This window comes from Paraclostridium sp. (assembly GCF_051657365.1).
In the GTDB taxonomy this organism is placed as follows: Bacteria; Bacillota; Clostridia; order Peptostreptococcales; family Peptostreptococcaceae; genus Paraclostridium.
In genome coordinates, this window is record NZ_JBOFKN010000188.1 from 1 (window position 1) to 20,241 (window position 20,241).

The 20,241-nt window shown below is 25.6% G+C and carries 23 protein-coding genes; 17 read left to right on the plus strand and 6 right to left on the minus strand.

The window, feature by feature from the left end:
- On the minus strand, positions 1 to 1,222 hold a 1,222-nt coding region (locus ACRCYC_RS14860; RefSeq protein WP_438619904.1), incomplete at its 3' end, for an MATE family efflux transporter.
- 490 nt (positions 1,223 to 1,712) lie between these two features.
- On the opposite strand from ACRCYC_RS14860, the gene ACRCYC_RS14865 reads away from it, so the two are divergent.
- The 6 genes from ACRCYC_RS14865 to ACRCYC_RS14890 all read left to right on the plus strand — a co-directional run bounded on the left by ACRCYC_RS14865 (position 1,713) and on the right by ACRCYC_RS14890 (position 7,988).
- Complete coding sequence (locus ACRCYC_RS14865) at positions 1,713 to 2,924, plus strand: S41 family peptidase (protein WP_438619905.1); 1,212 nt, start codon at positions 1,713 to 1,715, stop codon at positions 2,922 to 2,924.
- Positions 2,925 to 2,936: 12 nt separating this feature from the next.
- Entirely contained in the window at positions 2,937 to 3,347 is a 411-nt protein-coding gene (locus tag ACRCYC_RS14870; RefSeq protein ID WP_438619906.1) for a hypothetical protein, read from the plus strand.
- A 153-nt stretch (positions 3,348 to 3,500) separates the two neighbouring features.
- Positions 3,501 to 3,926: a VOC family protein gene (locus ACRCYC_RS14875; protein ID WP_438619907.1), complete on the plus strand. Its 426-nt coding sequence runs from the start codon at positions 3,501 to 3,503 to the stop codon at positions 3,924 to 3,926.
- 105 nt (positions 3,927 to 4,031) lie between these two features.
- Entirely contained in the window at positions 4,032 to 4,382 is a 351-nt protein-coding gene (locus tag ACRCYC_RS14880) for a hypothetical protein (RefSeq protein ID WP_438619908.1), read from the plus strand.
- Between the two features lie 137 nt (positions 4,383 to 4,519).
- Positions 4,520 to 5,932 carry a metallophosphoesterase gene (locus ACRCYC_RS14885; protein ID WP_438619909.1) on the plus strand — a complete coding sequence of 471 codons (1,413 nt, stop codon included), beginning with the start codon at positions 4,520 to 4,522 and terminating at the stop codon, positions 5,930 to 5,932.
- Positions 5,933 to 6,260: 328 nt separating this feature from the next.
- Positions 6,261 to 7,988 carry an ABC transporter ATP-binding protein gene (locus ACRCYC_RS14890; protein WP_438619910.1) on the plus strand — a complete coding sequence of 576 codons (1,728 nt, stop codon included), beginning with the start codon at positions 6,261 to 6,263 and terminating at the stop codon, positions 7,986 to 7,988.
- A 139-nt stretch (positions 7,989 to 8,127) separates the two neighbouring features.
- Here the strand turns inward: ACRCYC_RS14890 and ACRCYC_RS14895 are convergent, their stop codons facing one another.
- A complete protein-coding gene (locus ACRCYC_RS14895) occupies positions 8,128 to 8,322 on the minus strand; it encodes a hypothetical protein (protein WP_438619911.1) in 195 nt (64 codons plus the stop codon).
- A gap of 198 nt (positions 8,323 to 8,520) precedes the next feature.
- Here ACRCYC_RS14895 and ACRCYC_RS14900 point away from each other — a divergent pair, with 198 nt between their 5' ends.
- Positions 8,521 to 8,886, plus strand: coding sequence for a DUF3796 domain-containing protein (locus tag ACRCYC_RS14900; protein ID WP_438619912.1), 366 nt, complete (start codon positions 8,521 to 8,523; stop codon positions 8,884 to 8,886).
- A gap of 154 nt (positions 8,887 to 9,040) precedes the next feature.
- Positions 9,041 to 9,451 (plus strand): hypothetical protein, encoded by a 411-nt coding sequence (locus ACRCYC_RS14905; RefSeq protein ID WP_438619913.1) that lies wholly within the window; start codon positions 9,041 to 9,043, stop codon positions 9,449 to 9,451.
- A 49-nt stretch (positions 9,452 to 9,500) separates the two neighbouring features.
- Here ACRCYC_RS14905 and ACRCYC_RS14910 read toward each other — a convergent pair whose 3' ends face one another.
- Together ACRCYC_RS14910 and ACRCYC_RS14915 are read right to left on the minus strand one after the other, a co-directional pair.
- Complete coding sequence (locus ACRCYC_RS14910) at positions 9,501 to 9,671, minus strand: hypothetical protein (RefSeq protein ID WP_438619914.1); 171 nt, start codon at positions 9,669 to 9,671, stop codon at positions 9,501 to 9,503.
- A 150-nt stretch (positions 9,672 to 9,821) separates the two neighbouring features.
- Positions 9,822 to 10,457, minus strand: a complete 636-nt coding sequence (locus ACRCYC_RS14915) for an alpha/beta fold hydrolase (protein ID WP_438619915.1) — start codon at positions 10,455 to 10,457, stop codon at positions 9,822 to 9,824.
- Positions 10,458 to 10,726: 269 nt separating this feature from the next.
- On the opposite strand from ACRCYC_RS14915, the gene ACRCYC_RS14920 reads away from it, so the two are divergent.
- The 4 genes from ACRCYC_RS14920 (at position 10,727) to ACRCYC_RS14935 (ending at position 14,077) form a co-directional block, all read left to right on the plus strand.
- Entirely contained in the window at positions 10,727 to 11,401 is a 675-nt protein-coding gene (locus ACRCYC_RS14920) for a response regulator transcription factor (protein ID WP_438619916.1), read from the plus strand.
- A gap of 105 nt (positions 11,402 to 11,506) precedes the next feature.
- Positions 11,507 to 12,412 (plus strand): ABC transporter ATP-binding protein, encoded by a 906-nt coding sequence (locus ACRCYC_RS14925; protein WP_438619917.1) that lies wholly within the window; start codon positions 11,507 to 11,509, stop codon positions 12,410 to 12,412.
- Positions 12,412 to 13,149: an ABC transporter permease gene (locus ACRCYC_RS14930; protein WP_438619918.1), complete on the plus strand. Its 738-nt coding sequence runs from the start codon at positions 12,412 to 12,414 to the stop codon at positions 13,147 to 13,149. Before ACRCYC_RS14925 ends, ACRCYC_RS14930 begins: the two co-directional genes overlap by 1 nt.
- 19 nt (positions 13,150 to 13,168) lie before the next feature.
- On the plus strand, positions 13,169 to 14,077 hold the full coding sequence (locus ACRCYC_RS14935; RefSeq protein WP_438619919.1) for a sensor histidine kinase: 909 nt from the start codon (positions 13,169 to 13,171) through the stop codon (positions 14,075 to 14,077).
- A 151-nt stretch (positions 14,078 to 14,228) separates the two neighbouring features.
- On the opposite strand, the gene ACRCYC_RS14940 is transcribed toward ACRCYC_RS14935, so the two are convergent.
- Both ACRCYC_RS14940 and ACRCYC_RS14945 read right to left on the minus strand, forming a co-directional pair.
- Positions 14,229 to 14,408, minus strand: a complete 180-nt coding sequence (locus ACRCYC_RS14940) for a hypothetical protein (protein ID WP_438619920.1) — start codon at positions 14,406 to 14,408, stop codon at positions 14,229 to 14,231.
- A gap of 177 nt (positions 14,409 to 14,585) precedes the next feature.
- Positions 14,586 to 14,981 carry a hypothetical protein gene (locus ACRCYC_RS14945; protein WP_438619921.1) on the minus strand — a complete coding sequence of 132 codons (396 nt, stop codon included), beginning with the start codon at positions 14,979 to 14,981 and terminating at the stop codon, positions 14,586 to 14,588.
- Between the two features lie 320 nt (positions 14,982 to 15,301).
- Between ACRCYC_RS14945 and ACRCYC_RS14950 the strand changes: the two genes are divergently transcribed.
- From ACRCYC_RS14950 to ACRCYC_RS14970, 5 genes are all read left to right on the plus strand, one after another.
- Positions 15,302 to 15,622, plus strand: coding sequence for a cupin domain-containing protein (locus tag ACRCYC_RS14950; RefSeq protein WP_438619922.1), 321 nt, complete (start codon positions 15,302 to 15,304; stop codon positions 15,620 to 15,622).
- Between the two features lie 36 nt (positions 15,623 to 15,658).
- Positions 15,659 to 15,844: a DUF1858 domain-containing protein gene (locus tag ACRCYC_RS14955; RefSeq protein ID WP_332587018.1), complete on the plus strand. Its 186-nt coding sequence runs from the start codon at positions 15,659 to 15,661 to the stop codon at positions 15,842 to 15,844.
- A gap of 156 nt (positions 15,845 to 16,000) precedes the next feature.
- Entirely contained in the window at positions 16,001 to 17,719 is a 1,719-nt protein-coding gene (gene hcp, locus ACRCYC_RS14960; protein ID WP_438619923.1) for a hydroxylamine reductase, read from the plus strand.
- Positions 17,720 to 18,452: 733 nt separating this feature from the next.
- Positions 18,453 to 19,520, plus strand: a complete 1,068-nt coding sequence (locus ACRCYC_RS14965) for a replication initiation protein (RefSeq protein WP_438619924.1) — start codon at positions 18,453 to 18,455, stop codon at positions 19,518 to 19,520.
- Between the two features lie 344 nt (positions 19,521 to 19,864).
- Positions 19,865 to 20,140 (plus strand): hypothetical protein, encoded by a 276-nt coding sequence (locus ACRCYC_RS14970; protein WP_438619925.1) that lies wholly within the window; start codon positions 19,865 to 19,867, stop codon positions 20,138 to 20,140.
- Positions 20,141 to 20,241: the final 101 nt, after the last annotated feature.

Sequence of the window (20,241 nt, forward strand, 5' to 3'; positions counted from 1 at the left end):
ATCCAATATATACACTATTAAGCCCACGATTTAATATACATACAAATATATATATTAATAATGTAGATAAAATTGAAATTATAGATGAATATATAAATACAATCTTTTCTTCTCCTAAAGCCTGCATACTAAATTTTAGTATGCAGCTAGGTATATTCATAATATTTGCAGCAACTACAATAAACATAAATTTAGATGAATTAATTATTAAATCAGTATTAGTAGTTATAATCATTGGTATTTGATTTTTAAATATTAATATTATCATAGATATAACTAAATAAAATCCACTTGCTCTAAAAACACAACTTTTGATAGTTTTTTCTAGTTCAATTGTATTTTTAGCTCCAATATCCTCACTTATTATATTTAATGATGCATGTGAGTATGCATACATTGGCATTAAAGCTATATTTATTATGCTAAAAAGTAAATTATATATAGAAACTTCTAACATACCTATTTGAGATAATATATAGTTCATCATAAATACAACTACTGTCGATTCTACAAACTCTTGTAAAATCATAGGTGTAGATACTTTTAAAATTTCTTTTCTATTTTTAAATATACTAATTTTAGTTTTCTTAATTAAATTATGTTTTTTTATTATAATAATATAAAATGCTATGCCAAGTATTAATGACATAACTGATCCAATAGCATTTCCTACTATTCCTAATTTAGGAAATCCAAAGTTACCAAATATAAGTATATAATCAAATACTACATTTGATACACATGAGATTATATTTCCATATGGTATATATTTTGTTTTATTCATTATCTTAAAATATGATGATATGTTAAATAAGACTAGGTTTATGCCTAATGATAAACTAAATATATGAAGATATAAAGTTGCATCTTTTAGTGTATCCCCATAAATATTAAAATATTTATGTAGAATATACTCACCTTTAAGAATACATATTCCAAAGAAAATAACTCCTATAATAATACTAGCAATAATACTAAAAAATAAACTATTATTTAAATCTGTATCATCATCTCTTCCTTTTGCCTTTGAACCTAATATATTAAACCCTATAGAAATAGCACCTAATACACCTGTTATACTATATATAGTACTTCCAATTATTCCAACTGAAGCAAATCCTTCTAAATAAGTTCGACCAACCATAGCTTGGTCACATAAATTTATAATAGTTGATGAAATGCTATTTAACATCAGATGAATAGCTAATTTATTTATTTTCATAATTAATCACCCTTCTTTTTTTATTATTAAAAAAGAAGGGATAAATCAAGTAGATTCAAAAAATCACCTCCAAAATCTAATATAGATGATAGCACTGTAAAAATTATAAATGGTTTTATTAAATTATTTTCATATATAGATTTAGCCTTTTTTATAATAATTGGTGTTAAAAAACCTCCGAAAGCAATAGCATAACTAAAATATAAAATGCCATCTGAACCTATTTTTAAATAGATATCTGCTATATAAACTTTGTATATCTCATTTCTTTCCCCCTAAGTTTTTAATAATCTAAACCAATTATATTGATGGAATATATTTAATATTCTATCAATATAATAATAAACCTTTTCTAGAAACTCACGATACCGTGTTTAGTAGTGAATGAACACTTTTTATAAAAATAATTGATAGTTATATCTTCATGTTGATAATTAAATATTATTTATATAGCATTATAGATAAATAGTAATTTAAAAGGGGGAAATATATGAAAAAATTCACATTAGGTATACTACTAATAATCATGTTTGGATTATTAGTAGGGTGTAGTACAACTAATGGTAATTCTCAATTATCAACCAAAGATAAAATAGAAGATTTTGAATATATGTATACTGTTATTGAAGAGGGATATCCATTCTTAGAAGTAAATAAAAGGTTAAATAATGTAGATTGGTTAGCTAATAAAAATAAATATTTAGAGAATGTAAAAAATACAACCAATGACGAAGAGTTCTTAAGCGTAATGACTAAAATAGTAATGGATTTAAACAACGGCCATACACATATTATAAATGATGAAAATACTTTTAATTTTATTAAAAGCGTATATAGTCAAAATGACTGGTATGATTTTTGGGATGATGAAAAAATTTTAAATAGATATAAATCTATTGGATCAAATATAGAAAATACAAAAAATATTATTGAGAAAAAAGAGGTAACTACAAAAGATGTTGTAGATGGAAAGATAGGATACATCCACTTACCACAAATGTATATGGTATCTGATGGTATTACAGAAGAAGATATTACAGCTGACATGAAAATATTAGGAGACTATATAAAAGGATTAGAAAACCATGAATCATTAATTATAGATATAAGAGGAAATTCTGGTGGAAGTGATGATTATTGGGCTAATATAGTATCTTTAATTACACCAAAATATATTGAACGAAAAGGATATCTAGCCTTTAGGGATAATAATGAAGTCATAAAAAACTATATTAATAGTAGAGGTCTAGTTGTAAATCCTATAGGAAATTTACCTAATAAATTATTTAAAAATGCACCAAAAGAAGTAACAACTGATTTTACTACATTTTATGAGATGCCTCTAGGCATTGAGCCTAAAAATACCTCTAAATTTAAAGGGAAAATATATCTTTTAGTTGATGAAGTAGTATATTCATCATCAGAATCATTTGCTATATTCTGTAAAGATACTGGATTTGCAACGCTTATAGGTCAAAGAACTGGCGGAGATGGTGGTGGTGTAGACCCAGTAATTTTCAATTTGAAAAATAGTGGACTTTTAGTTAGAATGTCAAGTGATATGTATTTAACCTCTAACGGTATATGTAATGAAGAATTTAAAACTTCTCCAGACTATAAAGTTTATGATACTCGTAGAACTGAAAATGTTAAAGATGATAAATGTATTCAAAAGGTATTAGAATTAGAGAATATTAAATAAGGAGTAATTCAGATGAATGAAAATAAAACAAATGAAAAATTAAATTACATGAAGATTTTAATTTTATTATTTGTAGTTAATTTTTTAATTGCAATTGGGGGAACTATAGTTAAGAACTATTTAGGGGATGGATATGTTTTTCATTCTTGGCTTAGTGCTCTTCACATTTTTTCATGGATTTTAACTGTAGGATTAGCATTTATAATACCTCTAGCATATTGTACTAACTATCTAAGTATATTAATGTTACCATTAATTTTATTAGCACTAATTTTTGGATTTGGAATTGATTATAAAGAAAAAATTAGATCAGGACCATATGTCATCCAAGAAGTTCAAGCATTGGGAGAAAAAATGGTTTTTTATTACACAGATGTGAATATATTTATAATGAAAAAATGTCATGAGGAAATTATAAGATAAAATTAAAGCCATTAGATCTAAGCAAATAGATTCTAATGGCTTTTTTACTGTAATTCTTTAAATAAGTTTTTATAGATAATTTATATTTTTTATATTGACCTTAACACAATGTAATACTTTAAAATTTAAATATACACGAAGGGAGGAATTAAAATGAGTGAGTTTTATCAAATGCCTTTATTTGTAAAGTTAAAGGTTAAAAGCATAAAGGATTCAAAAAATTGGTACAGTGAGGTGTTAAATTTCCATTCAATATTTGATTTTAGTGATACTAACGGTGATATTTCAATGATTCATCTGAGAGGTACAAAATATCAAGATTTAATGCTATTGAAATCTACTGATGTTAATCCTACTGATTCAGTAAGTATTAATTTATTTTCCGATGATATCAATACAATCTATGAATCTGCACTAAATCATAATACAAAAATAATTCAAGAACCAACAATACAACCTTGGAATGCAAAAGAATTAATACTACAAGATATAGACGGTCATATTTTCACAATAACAGAAAGTCTAAATTCTAATGAAGGTTTTGACTCTGTCATAGACAATGTTAAAGAAGAGTTCTAATTTTATATTAAAAACTAGTTACGTATTTAAGATAAAGTTAATGGTCATATTTACTAAAAATATAAACTATAATTTTAGTAAATATATTTTAAAGGAAGGTTATATATGGGAATAAGTAAAAAAATTTGTCCAATATTTATTATGAAATACGGTGATTTTTTAGAATCAAAAAAAAATGGGGATAGTTTAATTTTAAAAGCAAGGGTAGAACCATTAACACGTAATATTAGTATTGAAAGTGGATTGAATGTAGAGGATATAATCAAAAATCAAGATGGTCATAAATTTAAGGAAATTCAATACATTGGTATTTCAGAGGTACAAAATGGTATACAAAATAAAGTTATAAGTTTTACTTTAAATGAAACAATGATATCTAATATAAAATATGGAAATATAATAGGTAGCCAAATTGTAAATAATGCAATAGATACTTGGATATCGCCAGACTTGTAATTAAGTAAAGCAAATTAAATAAATATGCTCATATTAGTCCTAAATAATCCTATTTCACTCCAAATTTAATAAAATTCCAGCATTATATGCTAAAATGTTCCAGTTGTAACAAAAGACAAAACTAATGGGGGGATTTGATGAAAGGGAGATTAATAATAGGATTTTTAGGACTATTTATTTTTTTTATGGTAGGGTGTAGTTCAACGAAAACTTCAGAAATAAATATATTGGCAACTTCCGATTTACATGGATTTATGCCTTATGAGTTATCTTCTTATATAAAAGATGAACAATCTAAAGACAAAAACACAATTGTAGTTGATGCAGGCGACTTTATAGATTATGGTAAATCTGGTTCAGATATGTCTAAATATTGTTTTGATAGAGATTGCGATGATGATAAGAATCATAAATATATAGAATTTCCATTTGCAAAAGAAATGAAAGAACTAGGTTATGATACTGTAGTACTTGGGAACCATGAATTTCTATTTAATAGTAAAGCTATTCTAGATGATGTAGTTTCTGATTTTGAAAAACAAAATATTGATATATTATCAGCAAATACTCATAAAAAAAATAATGATAACTATTTAAAACCTTATACAATTAAAGAAGTTTCCACTCCTGATGGAAATGTTAAAATAGGTATTTTAGGACTTACTGTAAAAGAGGTAGCTCAAAGATATGAAACATTAAAAGATGGTTCTGTTAAACTTTTAGGTAATGGATTAAAAGATCTAGATGGTTTTAATGGGTCACTATATATGAGCGATTTAGTTGAATCTGCTAAAAAATGGGTTCCAGTTATGAAAAAGGAAAATCCAGATATTATATTAGCTGTTGTTCATTCTGGAGAAAAGGCAAAAAATGATAATACTCCTGAAAATAGAATACAAGAGTTAGCACAAGAAGTTGATGGGATAGATGCCATAGTTGCAGGACACACTCATAAAGATTTTGATCAACATAATTACAAGAACAAATCTGGTGAAAAAGTTATAGTAACTCAACCTGGAAAACATGGAGAAGCCATTTCTAAAATTAATTTCCAATTAGAAAAAGATAATGATAAATGGGATATAGTTGAAAAATCCAGTAAAGTAACTAAGTTTGAAAAAAGTCAAGAAGATAAAAATTTTGATGCGCTTTTCAGAAAACTAGTAACTACAACTCTGGAGATTGAAAAGAATCCAGAAGATAAAGCTTATAAAAATCTTAGTTTAAGTAAATTGACTCCATTTAAATGGGACAAAGCCTATGTATTTGATACGAATACTTCTCCTGAAGCAATATATAAAACAATAGGTTATAAGTGGAAAGATATAAAGAAAGCTGAAAGTGAAGATATGATTCAAATGATATTTATGAATAATAAAAAGGTTGTTTGTCATCTATATGGTTATGAACAATTACTGTGGGCAGGTTTTAATTTTGATAAATCTGAGTTTAAAAATGGGGTTGTAACTATATACCCTAATAGTAATGATAAGTTTGAAGTTACACTAGATAAAGTGTGGTCTTTTATGAAGTTAAAACATATAAAATAAAACGAAATATGTATTTAATTAAGTTATTAATTTAGGGCAGGAAATCTATGAAATTGCAAAAATGCTGTAAATTTATTTTATATATATTTTTTATAATTTCGGTTTATATTTAAGAGATAGTTAATGCGCTTAGAATACCAGTTATTCTAAGAGCATTTTTTTTAACAATTTTCAAATTAAAATTCTTTCAAGTTGATTTATTTGTGTAAATTTGTAGTAAAAAATATCTTAAATCTTGTATACATTGAATTAAACGATACTTATAATTATCTTAATATGAAACTTATCTCATATATAATATCTAATCACAAAAAATTGGAGGATAAAAATGAAAAAGTTAATTCGGTATTTATTTAAGTACAAGTTATTATTTATACTTAGAATTATAACCTTATCCATTTCTTCACTATCAACTATATTTTTTGCATACATGCTAGGTAACCTTATGGATACTTTTACTAGTACAGATGCAATACGGCTTAATAGTATGATTTTTAATAGCATATTTATCATTATATTTATATTTGTATTTACTTTTTTAGATTCTATTGTAGCTGCACATTATAATAAAAAGATTATATTCAGTTTAAAAAATGATATTTTCAATAAAATAATTCATCAAAATATAAATCAATTTAAACAACTAAACACAGGTAAGTACCTATCTATACTAAATAATGACTTGCAAGTAATAGAGAATGGATTGTATGAGGGTGTATTTTTACTTATTTATTATATAGCATCTTTTTCATTTACTATTGCAGTAATGTTATCAAAAAACATATCAATAACTATGATAATACTATTTCTATCTATAATAGTATTTTTTATACCAAAAATAATATCGGATAAAATCGCAATAAAAAAATGGGCATATTCAACTAGTTTAGAAAACATCACTTCATTTACTAAGGATCTGTTTACTGCATTTGAAATCATAAAAGGATTTAATTTATATGAACGAATAGAGAAAATGTTCCAAACAAAAAATCTTATAGTTGAAAAAAATAAAAGCGAATATAAAATAGGTGAAGGGTTGATAAATTCAGCAGTACAAAGCTCTACTTGTTTAATTTTTTTAACTACCATATTTATCTCCGGTCTTTTAATTTATGAAAAAAAGCTTTCAATAGGTGATGCTATAATTATAGTGCAACTTACAAATAATATAATTAATCCGGTTAATATCGTAATACCTCTTATATCTAGAATTAACTCTTCAAAATTAATATATTCTAAAATAGAATCTATATTAGATAAAGACATAGATTCTATCGATTCTGACTGTGTAGTATTACCTCAATTTAGTAATAGTATTGATTTAAATAATGTAAGCTTTTCTTATGATAACAATCAAACTATTTTAGATAATATTAATTTATCTTTTTCAAAGGGAAAAAAATATTCTATTGTAGGCGAAAGTGGCTCAGGTAAATCTACTTTAGTTAAATTATTAGTTAATTACTATAATAATTATGATGGTCTAATAACAATTGATGGAATTAATTTAAATTCAATTAATTCTAATAATTTATACACTCAAATATCTATGATTCATCAAGATGTGGTTATGTTTGATGATAGTATTAAAAATAATATAACATTATTTAAAGATGTAGATGAATCAGAAGTATATAGAGTTGTTAATTGTGTTGGGTTAGATTGTTTAATCAACTCTTTAAGTGACGGGATAGAAAGTAATATTGGAGAAAATGGAAATAAATTATCAGGAGGACAAAAACAAAGAATTGCTATAGCAAGAGCTTTAATTAGTAAATCAAAAATAATCATATTAGATGAGGTAACTTCATCTTTAGATAATGAAACTGCGTATATGATTGAAAAATTAGTACTTGGATTAGAAGATATAACAGTAATTGCTATTACACATAAATTAATTGATGTAGCATTAAAAAATTACGATGAGATAATAGTTTTAAAGAATGGTACTGTAAAAGAAAAAGGTAGTTTTGAAAATTTAATATCAAAGAAATCATACTTTTATAACTTATATTACCTTGAAAATGATACTTTAGAAACTGAAACAGTTTTATGAAATTAAGTCTATTTATTAGATATTCCAAAACATCTAATAAATAATATTTATGAACATACTGATTTGAAACGTTAAAGCTCGTAGAATCTAAAAAATAGATTCTACGGGCTTTTTTCTGCTTCTCTTTAAACAAGTTTAATTACTCAAATTCACCTGGGTTTTCTGCTAAAAATTCTATATGACCACATTTAGCACATACATAACATAAAATATCACTTATCTTTTCACTTTTAAATATACCTTTTTTCTTGGCACTTATGTATGGTTTTACTCCCAATGGTTCAGTTCTAAAATTCACCATCTTCATTTCAATTTTACATTTCTGACATTCCATAAATCTCCCCCCTTTTAATATTTATGATATATTTATAACTAAAAAAAGAAAAGTAAATATATCATAAACATTAAACAAGTTTTTAGACAATGATTAAGTTAATCCTAATATATAATTTAACCAAAAGTAATAATATGTAATTTAAAAGTATATATATTATATAAAAATATATATTAATTTGATTTAAGGAGTTAGCTTATGAAAAATAATTTAAATAGATTTTCATTTTTATTAGGATTTTTAGGTTTATTAGGATTTAAAGGTTTTTATAATGATCCTTTAGATTTTTTATATTTTGCTTTCTTTGGATTTTTTTCTGAATTCTGGTGGCTTAGATTAGGTGATTTTACAGATGAAATCTCAATTTATAATAGATACAAGGCAGGCTTTATATCATTTAAGTTATGCTTAGTTTTAATATTTTTATTAAGTATTGTAATTTATTTATTTTCATCAAATCTTGTATCAGTTTATAAGCTACAATTATTAATAATCCCGATTATATTTTCAATATCATCAAACTTGTGGGCATTTCTAACTTATAAATTTTGTTTGCGTAGTTAAGCCTTACAATTGCGCTTTAAATCCAAATAAATGGCTTTAAAGCGCATTTTTGATACTAATCTTTAAACAAGTTTTTAGGTAATAGCATTTTAATGGTATTTTACTTATTTACTCCTATATATTTTTATTTATATTTTGTGAAAGGATAAAATTAATGAAAAAGTTAATTACAACTATTTTACTTTTTATTTTTTGTGTTTGTATAAGTGGATGTAGTAAGAATAATGAGAAAACAATTTGGAATATGAGATCTATTCAAGGTAATAATGGAGAAGTTATTTATTGTTCAAGTGAAAATAAAGATGCTTTTCCAAATGCAATTGTTAAAGATATTATCTGTGTTTTGCAAGGTTCTTCTGTTACTATTACAGATAAAAATAATGGCAATGAATGGATTGGAAACTGTACAATAATCAATTCTTCACAAGGTATTTACGAAATAATATTTGATAACAATGAAAAAGGTATTATGGGTAAAAGTATTACTAAATATGTAGATAACACAAATGAAAACACAGTAGTTATTTCCTGCGGAGATTATACATTGTATTTTACTGAAAATTAAAAATAACTTTAAAATCACAGAATATATCTGCATTAAGAAGGACCTAGTTTCAACTAGATCCTTCTCTCTTTTTTTGATCTTTTTTAAATTTGTTAATTAAAAATAAATTAAATATTATAATTGCTGCTATTAAAATATCTGTCTTAGATACATCGGAAGTATCTACATGGTACAAGTACAATAAACCTATAACTAGGTTTATAAAAAAAATTATATTCATTATCCCCCTACAATACTCCTAATCCCATTTTTTTCCATTTCTAAACCTATAATAACATGTAAGTTATAGAGTTACTATATAATTTATTAAAACTACTTTAAATATTGAAAAGTTCTATGATAAACAATAAAACAAATATATTATTGACCACTAATAAGTTTCACAAAATCTACGATAGAAATCATTAAGTATTTCTGCCAATTCTTTTGGATTGTCATTGTTTACTTCATGTTTCGCATTTTTTATAAATACAATTTCTGATTTTGATATACTTTCAGACAAACTTATTGTAGCCTTTCTATTTGGACCGTCCTTCTCTCCGCAAATAAGTAACACTGGACAAGATATATTATTTAAATCTTCATTGAAATTTAAGTTCATCATTGAACTTGTCAATTTAATAAAATCATTCTTACTCATTCCCATACTGTCAAAAGATTTTTGTGGTATAAACTTAAAAATAATATTTTGTATCTTAAGTAATGTTTTTGGCATTTTATATTGTCCTGCTATTAATACCAATGACTTAACTTTTTTAGGATTATCTATAGCATAATTTAATGCAATAACTGCTCCCAATGAAAGTCCACATAGATTTAATGGTTCTGAAATATTATCACAATACTCTGAAAAAGCTTTGTATAGATTTGAATATGACGCATCTTTTCCCTTAATAAATGAAGATAAATCAGGGCAAATAATATTATCTTGTTCCATCATATAAGAAATTGTTTCATTCCAACTTGATGAATTTTGCCCAAGTCCATGAATTAAAATCCGTTGCATTATGTAGTTCCTCCTTTCTAAATTTATACTCATATTTTACCATAACTCTTAAATTCTATATTAGAAGTTATTAGTATTCTCACAAGTATCTAAATGGCACCTCATCCCTAATTTAAGTTAATTATGCAATAAGTCAATATTCACTATAAAGTGAATATTAAACTACAAAAAAACATAATAGTAATTTAGAGTATGATAAAATATCTATTAGATAATAAATCTAATCTATAAATGTTAACTTTATATAAGATCAAATAAGGAGTATAGGAATGATTAAGATATTAATTGTAGAAGATGATCCTAAGATTAGCAAGATGTTACAAACTTTATTAACAAAAAATCAATATGAGGTATCATCTGCATTTTCTGGTACAGAGGCTATATTGTTGTTAAAAAACGAATCATTTGATTTAATTTTATTAGACTTAATGTTGCCTGGATTAAGCGGTGAAGAAGTGCTAACAAAGATTAATGAACAATTTGCAACTCCTGTTATATGTGTATCTGCAAAAGATGATTTAAATACTAAAATTGAATCAATTCAAGGTGGTGCAGATGATTATATTACGAAGCCATTTAATAATGAAGAATTACTCGTAAGAATAGGTGCAGTATTAAGAAGAGTAAATAAAGGTTTGAAAAATAATAATACTAAAGTTTTTAAATTTAAAGATTTAGTTTTAGATAGTGAAAATTATAGTGTATTTATTAATGATAAACCTATAGAGCTTACAGTAAAAGAATATTCTATATTAGAATTATTAATTACTAATCCTAAAAAGGTATTTACAAAACAAAACATATTTGAAAGCATATGGTCTGAAGAATATGTTGATGAAAGAGCTGTTACAGTCCATGTAAGTAATCTACGCAATAAATTAAATGATGGAGATAAATACATAAAAACAGTTTGGGGAATCGGATATAAAATGCAAGATAATTAATTTATAAACTTGATACTTTCTTGATAATTTCTAAATTCTATTTTGATATCTTTCATTTATGATTTAAATATAGAATTAATTTATAGAAAGTAAGAGGTACAATATATGTGTTATGTATTACAAACTAATAATCTAACTAAACAATATAAAAACCAAAAAGCCTTAAACAATGTAAATATAAACATAAAAAAAGGTGATATTTACGGTTTGATAGGCAAAAATGGTGCAGGTAAAACTACACTTATGAAAATAGTATGTGGCTTGATTCATTCAAGTTCTGGAGATGTCAAACTTTTTGAAAGCACTAATTTAGATGAAAATAGGAAAAGAATAGGATGTGTTATTGAACAACCAGCGCTTTATCCTTCAATGACAGCTAGAGAAAATCTTATTTATTATAATAAGTTGCTTGGTATTTCAGAATACAGCAATGTTGATAGACTACTTAATTTAGTAGCCCTTTCAAATACAGACAAAAAGAAAACTAAAAATTTTTCACTAGGTATGAAACAAAGATTATCAATTGCTATTTCTTTAATTGGAAATCCAGATTTTCTTATATTAGATGAGCCCATTAATGGATTAGATCCTTCGGGTATTATAGAAATTAGAGAATTACTTTTAAAACTTAATTCGGAAAGAGATATTACCATTTTGATTTCTTCTCATATTTTAGGTGAACTTACTAAAGTTACAACAAAATATGGAATAATTAAAGACGGAAAATTGATTGATGAATTTGCATCAAAAGATTTAGAAACACGCTGCCAAAGATATATTTCATTAGAAGTTAATGATACAAATAAAGCAGCATATGTTATAAAAAACAATATAAAAAGCACTGATTTTAAAGTGTTCAATGAAGGAAGAATACATATTTATGATTATTTGGACAAACCCGATCAGATTAACAAAGAGTTAGTTGAAAATGGTGTTTTAGTATCTCACATCGGTTTGGAAGGTGACGATATAGAAGCATATTTTATAAAAAGAATGGGAGGAGACCAATAATGATAAATATTGTTGTTAGTGAATTTTATAAAATACTTAGAAGTAAAATTTTTATTATTGTTTCAATTATCCTTTTATGCATGATTAGCATTTCAATTGGATCTAGTATTTATTATGGTGAACAAGCGCGTCAGTCATTTACAGGAATTACTAGTTATCAGGGAGCCTATAGTGGCGATATTATTTACTATATTATTCTTGTATTTGTAACGTCTTTAATTACTGCTGAATATGCAAATGGTACTGTACGTCAAATGGCTTGTCGTGGAATATCTAGATGGAAATTAGTTTTCGGTCAGTATATTGCTATATATTTTACTATTACATTAATTTTATTAGTATTCGGTATTTTAAATTTAATATCAGATACAATTTTTAACCAATTAGGAGAGGTTGATTTAGGTGCATTTCTTAGTATGAATCTAGGAATACTTTGTATGTTTGGGGCAATTGCAGGGATGGGTACTTTTATATCTTACTTATTTAAAAACGGAGTAGTCGCTATGTCTATTTCTATTTTCTTTGTAATGTTTAAAGATATGTTAGCATCCTTTCTTAATCTGCTAACAAATAATGATATTTTTATAAAATATTCTATTTCGAATATGCATAGTATTATAATTGATTTGACTTCAAGTCCAGAAGAGGTTTTTAAATGCTCAATAGTATTTTTAGTATTTGGGGTAATTACAATTATTGGATCTAGCTTGTTATTTTCAAAAAGAGATGTAGATTAATTTAAAAAGGGATTAAAAAATGGAAAATATTTGGATGATAGCTACTTTTATATTGCTAATTACTTTGATAATATTTGTTTTTTACCATATGTATTATCGTATGAATATAAAATATATTACAAAGCAATTAGAGAAAATTATAAATATAAAAGATACAAATCAATTATTAACAGTGTTAGTAAGACAAAAGGATATTACAAGTTTGGTAAATATGCTAAACAATCAGTTGAATGAGCATAGACTATCTAGAATAAAAATTAAAAGACTAAATAAAAACTTTAGAGATAGTATAACCAATATCTCACATGATTTGAGAACACCTCTGACAACTGCTGGTGGATATGTTCAAATACTACAATCAGATGTTACTGAAGAAGAAAGACAAGAGTACTTAGCAATTGTACTAGAACGACAAAATACAGTTAAAAAGTTACTTGAGCAGTTATTTGAGTATGTACGCATTGAATCTGGTGAAATAGTTTATGAAGGTGTTCCAATAGATGCGAAAAGTGTATTTATAGATATACTTGCCATGTACTATGATGATTTTTTTAGGAAAGGACAGGAGCCAACTGTTCTTTTTCCTAATAAATCTTGTATTATCAAAGGTGATGAACAAGGTTTAAAAAGAATATTTTCAAATATTCTTTTTAATGCAATTACCCATGGAGATGGAGATTATCGTTTTGAAATAAGGGAAAGTGATAATTATACATTTGTTTTTTCAAATCTTAGTGAACCCATGAGCAAAGATGATCTAAATTATATTTTTAATCGCTTTTATACAAAAGATAAATCTCGAAATAAAAAGACTACAGGGTTAGGTTTATCCATAGCCAAAGAAATTGTTAAACAATTAGATGGTAAAATTGATGCTTATTATGGTAATGGTCGATTTTCAATATCTGTCTCATTTCCAAAGTCTTAGCTATTCCAAGTAAATATAAAGGTCTTAAAATCCAAATAAATGGATTTTAAGACCTTTGTTTATGTTGCTATATATCTAAATTTCTATTTGTAATCATTTTGCTTACACTCAACTTACTTTTAGCATACATATTGAAATGACTAAATTAAATTCATCTCTTTTTAAATATTAAATTTGTTATAGTTCCTAAAATTAAAGATGGTATTAAACCCCCTATCAATATCCCCATAACATGACTAAATGATAAACTAGTCAGCTGCATCACAAATAAAACTACAATAATTAGATAAAATATTAAATAATCTAATTTTCTAAATTTGGAAAAATTCATTTGTTTACCCCCTTGCTTAAAATAAATATATAAACTATGTTCACACATTAACTATACACTTTAATCATCCTCTAGAAAAAATATTTTACCATAATTAACTTCCTATATGTCATATTTAAATAACTAAATATAAGTATATAAAAAAACCTGTATATTGGCTTGTACAGGCTTTCATTATTATTTTGATGGATCTGTATTAAAAGTAAAACTTTTAACCTCTATACCTTTAACATCCCCCTTAACCCAACTATCTTTAATCTTTTCTTCATCACAGTTCATACTATCAGCACTTTTAGAACTTTTTCTACTCTTGATTTTTACTTTCTCAACTTTTAACTGCTCTTTTATCTTTTCCTTATCTTTTTGTTTTTGATACTCCTCAAATTTAACTTTTCCAAAATGATTAACCATAGACTGCTCAGTAATAAGCCATGTCTTTCCAAACTTTTTAATATCTTTTCCATCAACTAACTTATCATTAGCAACTTGCTTCCTCAAATTAGAAGCATCAAACCCGTAAATAAGCCCTACCTCAGCAAATGTATATAATCCTTCAAAACTACCTTTACCCATTTAAAATCACCTCATTTTAAGTATTCCCGATATCGTAGATTATAGACTTAAATCTATTTTTTAATATTCTACAAAGAATTATAAAACTCTTTTTTTAAAAATCACGATACCGTACAAATTAAATTGTCTTTATAAGTAAAACTTTCACTTTAACGTGAATTAGATATTCTAATTTAAAATATCTCCATTTAAATTTGTTGAAACGGTATCTGTATATGATTTATTTATATAATAATTATTATTTATACGTAACTCACGTTACAGAAACTTAATGATATAAAGTGTATTCTATAAATATCAATAAGTTGGAGGTAACTTACATGTTAAATATAAATAATACAAAATTAAATGTAGTAAACGTTAATAATCTAAACACTAACAGAGAAATATTAGTTCATAACGAAAAATTTAAAACAGTATATTTTGAATTTGAAAATGGTAAAGGATTACCTAACCATACTCATAATGGATATGCATCTGTATATGTTGTAAACGGTAGTGTTGATATAGAATTTGCAACTGGTGAAAATTTCATATTAAATCAAGGTGATTTTTTACCATTTGATGCAAGAATTGAACATAATGTTATAGCTAATGAAACTAGTAAAATATTAGTAATAATATCTCAACCACTTTCTTAATATAAATTAATAATAAAACTAAAGGAGTTTTTAAATATGATAACTAAAGATACTATAATAGCAGATATAATAAAAATGAAACCAAATGCGGCTCAAATACTTATGGGATATGGGATGGGTTGTATTGGGTGCCCATCAGCTCAGATGGAAAAATTGGAACAAGCTTGTGAAATACATGGGTTAAACTTAAAAGAAGTTTTAAATAAATTGAATGAAAACTAATAAAAAAAAGGATTACCAAATTGATTTGGTAATCTTTTTTTTTATAAAAATTCAAACTAATATTTATTCGTACCCTACGTTACCGAAATATTCTCTCGTAAAATATATACTTAATATATCAAATACACACTATACAATAAATCGGAGGTAAGTAACATGGAAAATAAAATGTTTTGTTTTCAGTGTCAAGAGACAGCAGGATGCACAGGATGTACAAAGTTCGGTGTTTGTGGTAAATCACCAGATTTAGCAAGAATGCAAGACTTGTTAATATATACAACTAAAGGATTATCAGAGGTTACTACTAGACTTAGAGAAGAAGGAAATTTAATTGATCCTGAGGTTAATAACTTAGTAACTATCAACTTATTTACAACAATAACTAATGCAAACTTTGATGATGAAGTATTTTACGAGAGAGTAAAAGAAACTTTAAAAACGAAAGAAAGATTATTATCTACATTAAAAAACAAAGAAAATTTATCAGAAGCAGCTTTATGGAATGCTTCAAATAAATTAGAAATAGATGTTAAAGTTGGATTATTACAAAAGATAAAAGATGCTATATTTGTAAAAGATCAAGTATCAATAGACTCGGTATTAGATGAAAAATCTACAAAAGTAGGAGTTTTAGCTACAAAAGATGAAGATATAAGAAGTTTAAGAGAACTTATAATATATGGATTAAAAGGTCTGTCAGCTTATGTAAAACATGCTAATGCTTTAGGGTATGACAATGAAGAAGTAAATGCATTTATGCAAAGTGCATTGGCCAAGACTTTAGATGATACTCTTACAATTGAGCAACTAATAGCATTAACATTAGAAACTGGTAAAGTTGGAGTAGATGGAATGGCTTTACTTGATAGTGCAAACACTGGAACATATGGACATCCAGAGATAACTAAGGTTAATATAGGTGTTAGAAATAATCCAGGAATATTAGTATCAGGACATGATTTAAAAGATTTAGAATTATTATTAAAACAAACTGAAGGAACTGGAGTAGATGTATACACTCATTCAGAAATGTTGCCAGCTCATTATTACCCAGCATTTAAAAAATATTCTCACTTTGTAGGAAACTATGGAAATGCTTGGTGGAAACAAAAAGAAGAATTTGAAAGTTTTAATGGCCCAATATTAATGACTACAAACTGTATAGTACCACCAAAAGATAGTTACAAGGATAGACTTTATACAACTGGAGCATCTGGATTTGCTGGATGCACTCATATAAAAGGTAATTCAGAGTCAGATAAGGATTTTTCTATAATAATAGAACAAGCTAAAAAATGTATAGCTCCTAAGCAAATAGAAAAAGGCGAGATAATAGGTGGATTTGCACATAATCAAGTATTCGCACTTGCAGATAAAATTGTAGATGCAATAAAAACTGGAGCAATAAAAAGATTCTTTGTTATGGGTGGATGTGACGGAAGAGCTAAATCAAGAAATTATTACACTGATTTTGCTAAAGCTATACCAAAGGATACTGTAATTTTAACAGCAGGATGTGCAAAATATAAATATAATAAGTTACAATTAGGAGATATAAATGGAATACCTAGAGTTTTAGATGCAGGACAATGTAATGATTCATATTCATTAGCATTAATAGCTTTAAAACTTAAAGAAGTGTTTGAATTAGAAGATATAAATGATTTACCAATATCATTTAATATAGCATGGTATGAGCAAAAAGCTGTAATAGTATTACTATCATTACTTTACTTGGGTGTTAAAAATATTCACTTAGGACCTACTCTGCCAGCGTTTTTATCACCAAATGTAGTTAACGTTTTAGTTGAAAACTTTGGAATTGGTGGTATAACTAATGTTGAAGATGATATAAAAATGTTTTTAGAACAATAAAATAATATATATTTTTAAATAAAAAAGAGTGTTAATTGAAAATTATTTCGATTAACACTCTTTTTTGTGATCTATTGCCTGAATTTAATTCACATACACAAAATATCTAAACTTTAAATCAATTTTTCATATAACTCTAACATATCAACAATTATATTTACAATATATCAATTTCCATCAAAGTTTAATACATCATATAAGGGGGGACATCCCTTTTATCTGTTCATTTATTAGCTACAACAGCTTTATTTACAACTTAATATAATATATGAAATGAATTTAAATTGTGATTTTAGATTTAGTATTTATTTTATTTATAAAAAAGATCAGTTTAGTACAGAAAAGTAACCTTTACTAGTCTTTACTGTATTTAAAAAGATTTATTTAAGAGTATTTAAAGTATTTAGACATACCTATACCCCTTGAAATTAGTATTGTGTAGCTCTTTAAAACGGACAAATTAATACTGTGGCGGTACAAATTAATACTAACCAGGTACAAATTAATATTTAACCCGGACTTTTTAATACTGTAGACGTACAAATTAATACTGAATATGTACAAATTAATACGTATTTACATTAATTTTAGTATTAATTTGTACGTTTTAAATTAAGTTTACATATAAGAACGTACAAAAATTGATTATACATAATAAAATCGTACAAATTAATATTGTTGACATGGTTAGTATTAATTTGTACCATTAATAGTATAAAGAGAGGTGTTTTATTTGAGCCAAACAGATAAAGTCGAGGTATTAATGAAGAGTAATACCCTTGTTAAATCAAGATATAACCTTACATTAATGGAATGTAGAGTATTTATGTACATACTTTACAGCTTACAAAAAAGCAAAGATGGTAAAATGTTTTGTACAATAAAAAATGAAGACCTAGGTAAGTTATCTGATAATAGAAACTTAGGATTTGTAAAAGGAATTACATCAACGCTAGACTCTATACTGGACAAACACATATATTTTGAAGAATACACTGAAGATGGGAAAGTTGGAGATTGGGGAAAGTACAACTTAATAAATGGATATACATACCTAAAAGAAAGTAATTGTTTTAAGATAGAGGTTTCTGAAAGAGTTTTTAACTTACTTATATCATATCTTGATACTGGATATACACCTGTTAACTTAAATGTATGGCTAAGTTTAAAAAGTATATCAGCTCAGAGACTTTATGAACTATTAAGGTTATGGAGTGGTACTAAAAAAAGTATCGAGTATACAGTTGAGGATATAAAAAACTATATGATGTTAGAAGATAAGTACACAGAATATTCAAATTTCAAAAGGCGTATCATTACTCCAGGAGTAAAAGAACTTAACGAAACCGGACTTTTTAATATTGATTTTAAGGAAAGTAAGGTTGGTCGTAGAGTAAACTCTATAATTTTTGATGTTGAGGATATGGATAAGAGAAAGTATTTTGATATGGAAGTTAAAGAGCTAGTTCCCAAAGTTATAGAAGATATATCATCTAGTGAAATAGCTACAAATACAAAAGCAGTTAAAAGTGAAGTTTATGTTCCAGATGAATCTGTATTTACTAGGGGAACTTTAAGAAGTTTCAAGATGGACTTTACAAGTATTGATTTTAAAAATGAATATATGAATAAAGCTTTCAATGATGCAGTTATGATAACCCTAGATAGAGATGATATGGATCAGATCAAAGCTAGTTCTTATAAATTTTTCAAGGGAACTTTAGATAATAAGATTGTGGAGTACAAACTTGAAGAAGAAAATGATATTAAGCATAAATCTGAAATAGATATGTACTGGTAGGACTTTACGATATCGTGAAAGCTAATATATGACATTTTAAAGGTATTTATTTACTATTCACGACAATTTATCAGTTGAACGTTTTTAAAAAGCTTATAATCGATTTTAATAAACTCGTTATTTTTATCTTTGTATTTACGCGGCTCCTTTGACAAGTTTTATTGTCAATAAATTTTCTTTAGTGTAATTTTTACTGCTAAATTTTAAATAGTTTTGTATAATACATGATTTTTTATATTTTACTCCCAAATAAATCTATGTTAATCCAATTTCAATACTTTTTATTTGTATTTTTATATAATTTTCACTAGTATTTAAAAAATTCAAATGGAGTGAATGTGTAAATGAGTAAATATTTAAAACTAATAAATTGGATTATAGGAGGAGTTATAACTATATTTTTCCTATATGCACCTATGTTATCTATGCAATATGGATGCTTTTTTCTATATACAAGTTCACGAATAGTAGCCGGTATATTTTTAATATATTGCTTATTATCAGCAATATATTGGGTAATAAATAAAAAGTTTAAGTTGGTGATTCATTATTGCTTAATAGTACCAACATATATATTATTCTCAATTATTCTTTTTGTAATTGCAGTATCAAGAGGATAAATTATAATATTTAGTAAGTTAAATAAGTATATTTATAAAAATGGAAGGAATCTTTAAATTTTCGTTTTTATTTATTTTATGTAAAGTTAATGACCTTAGAA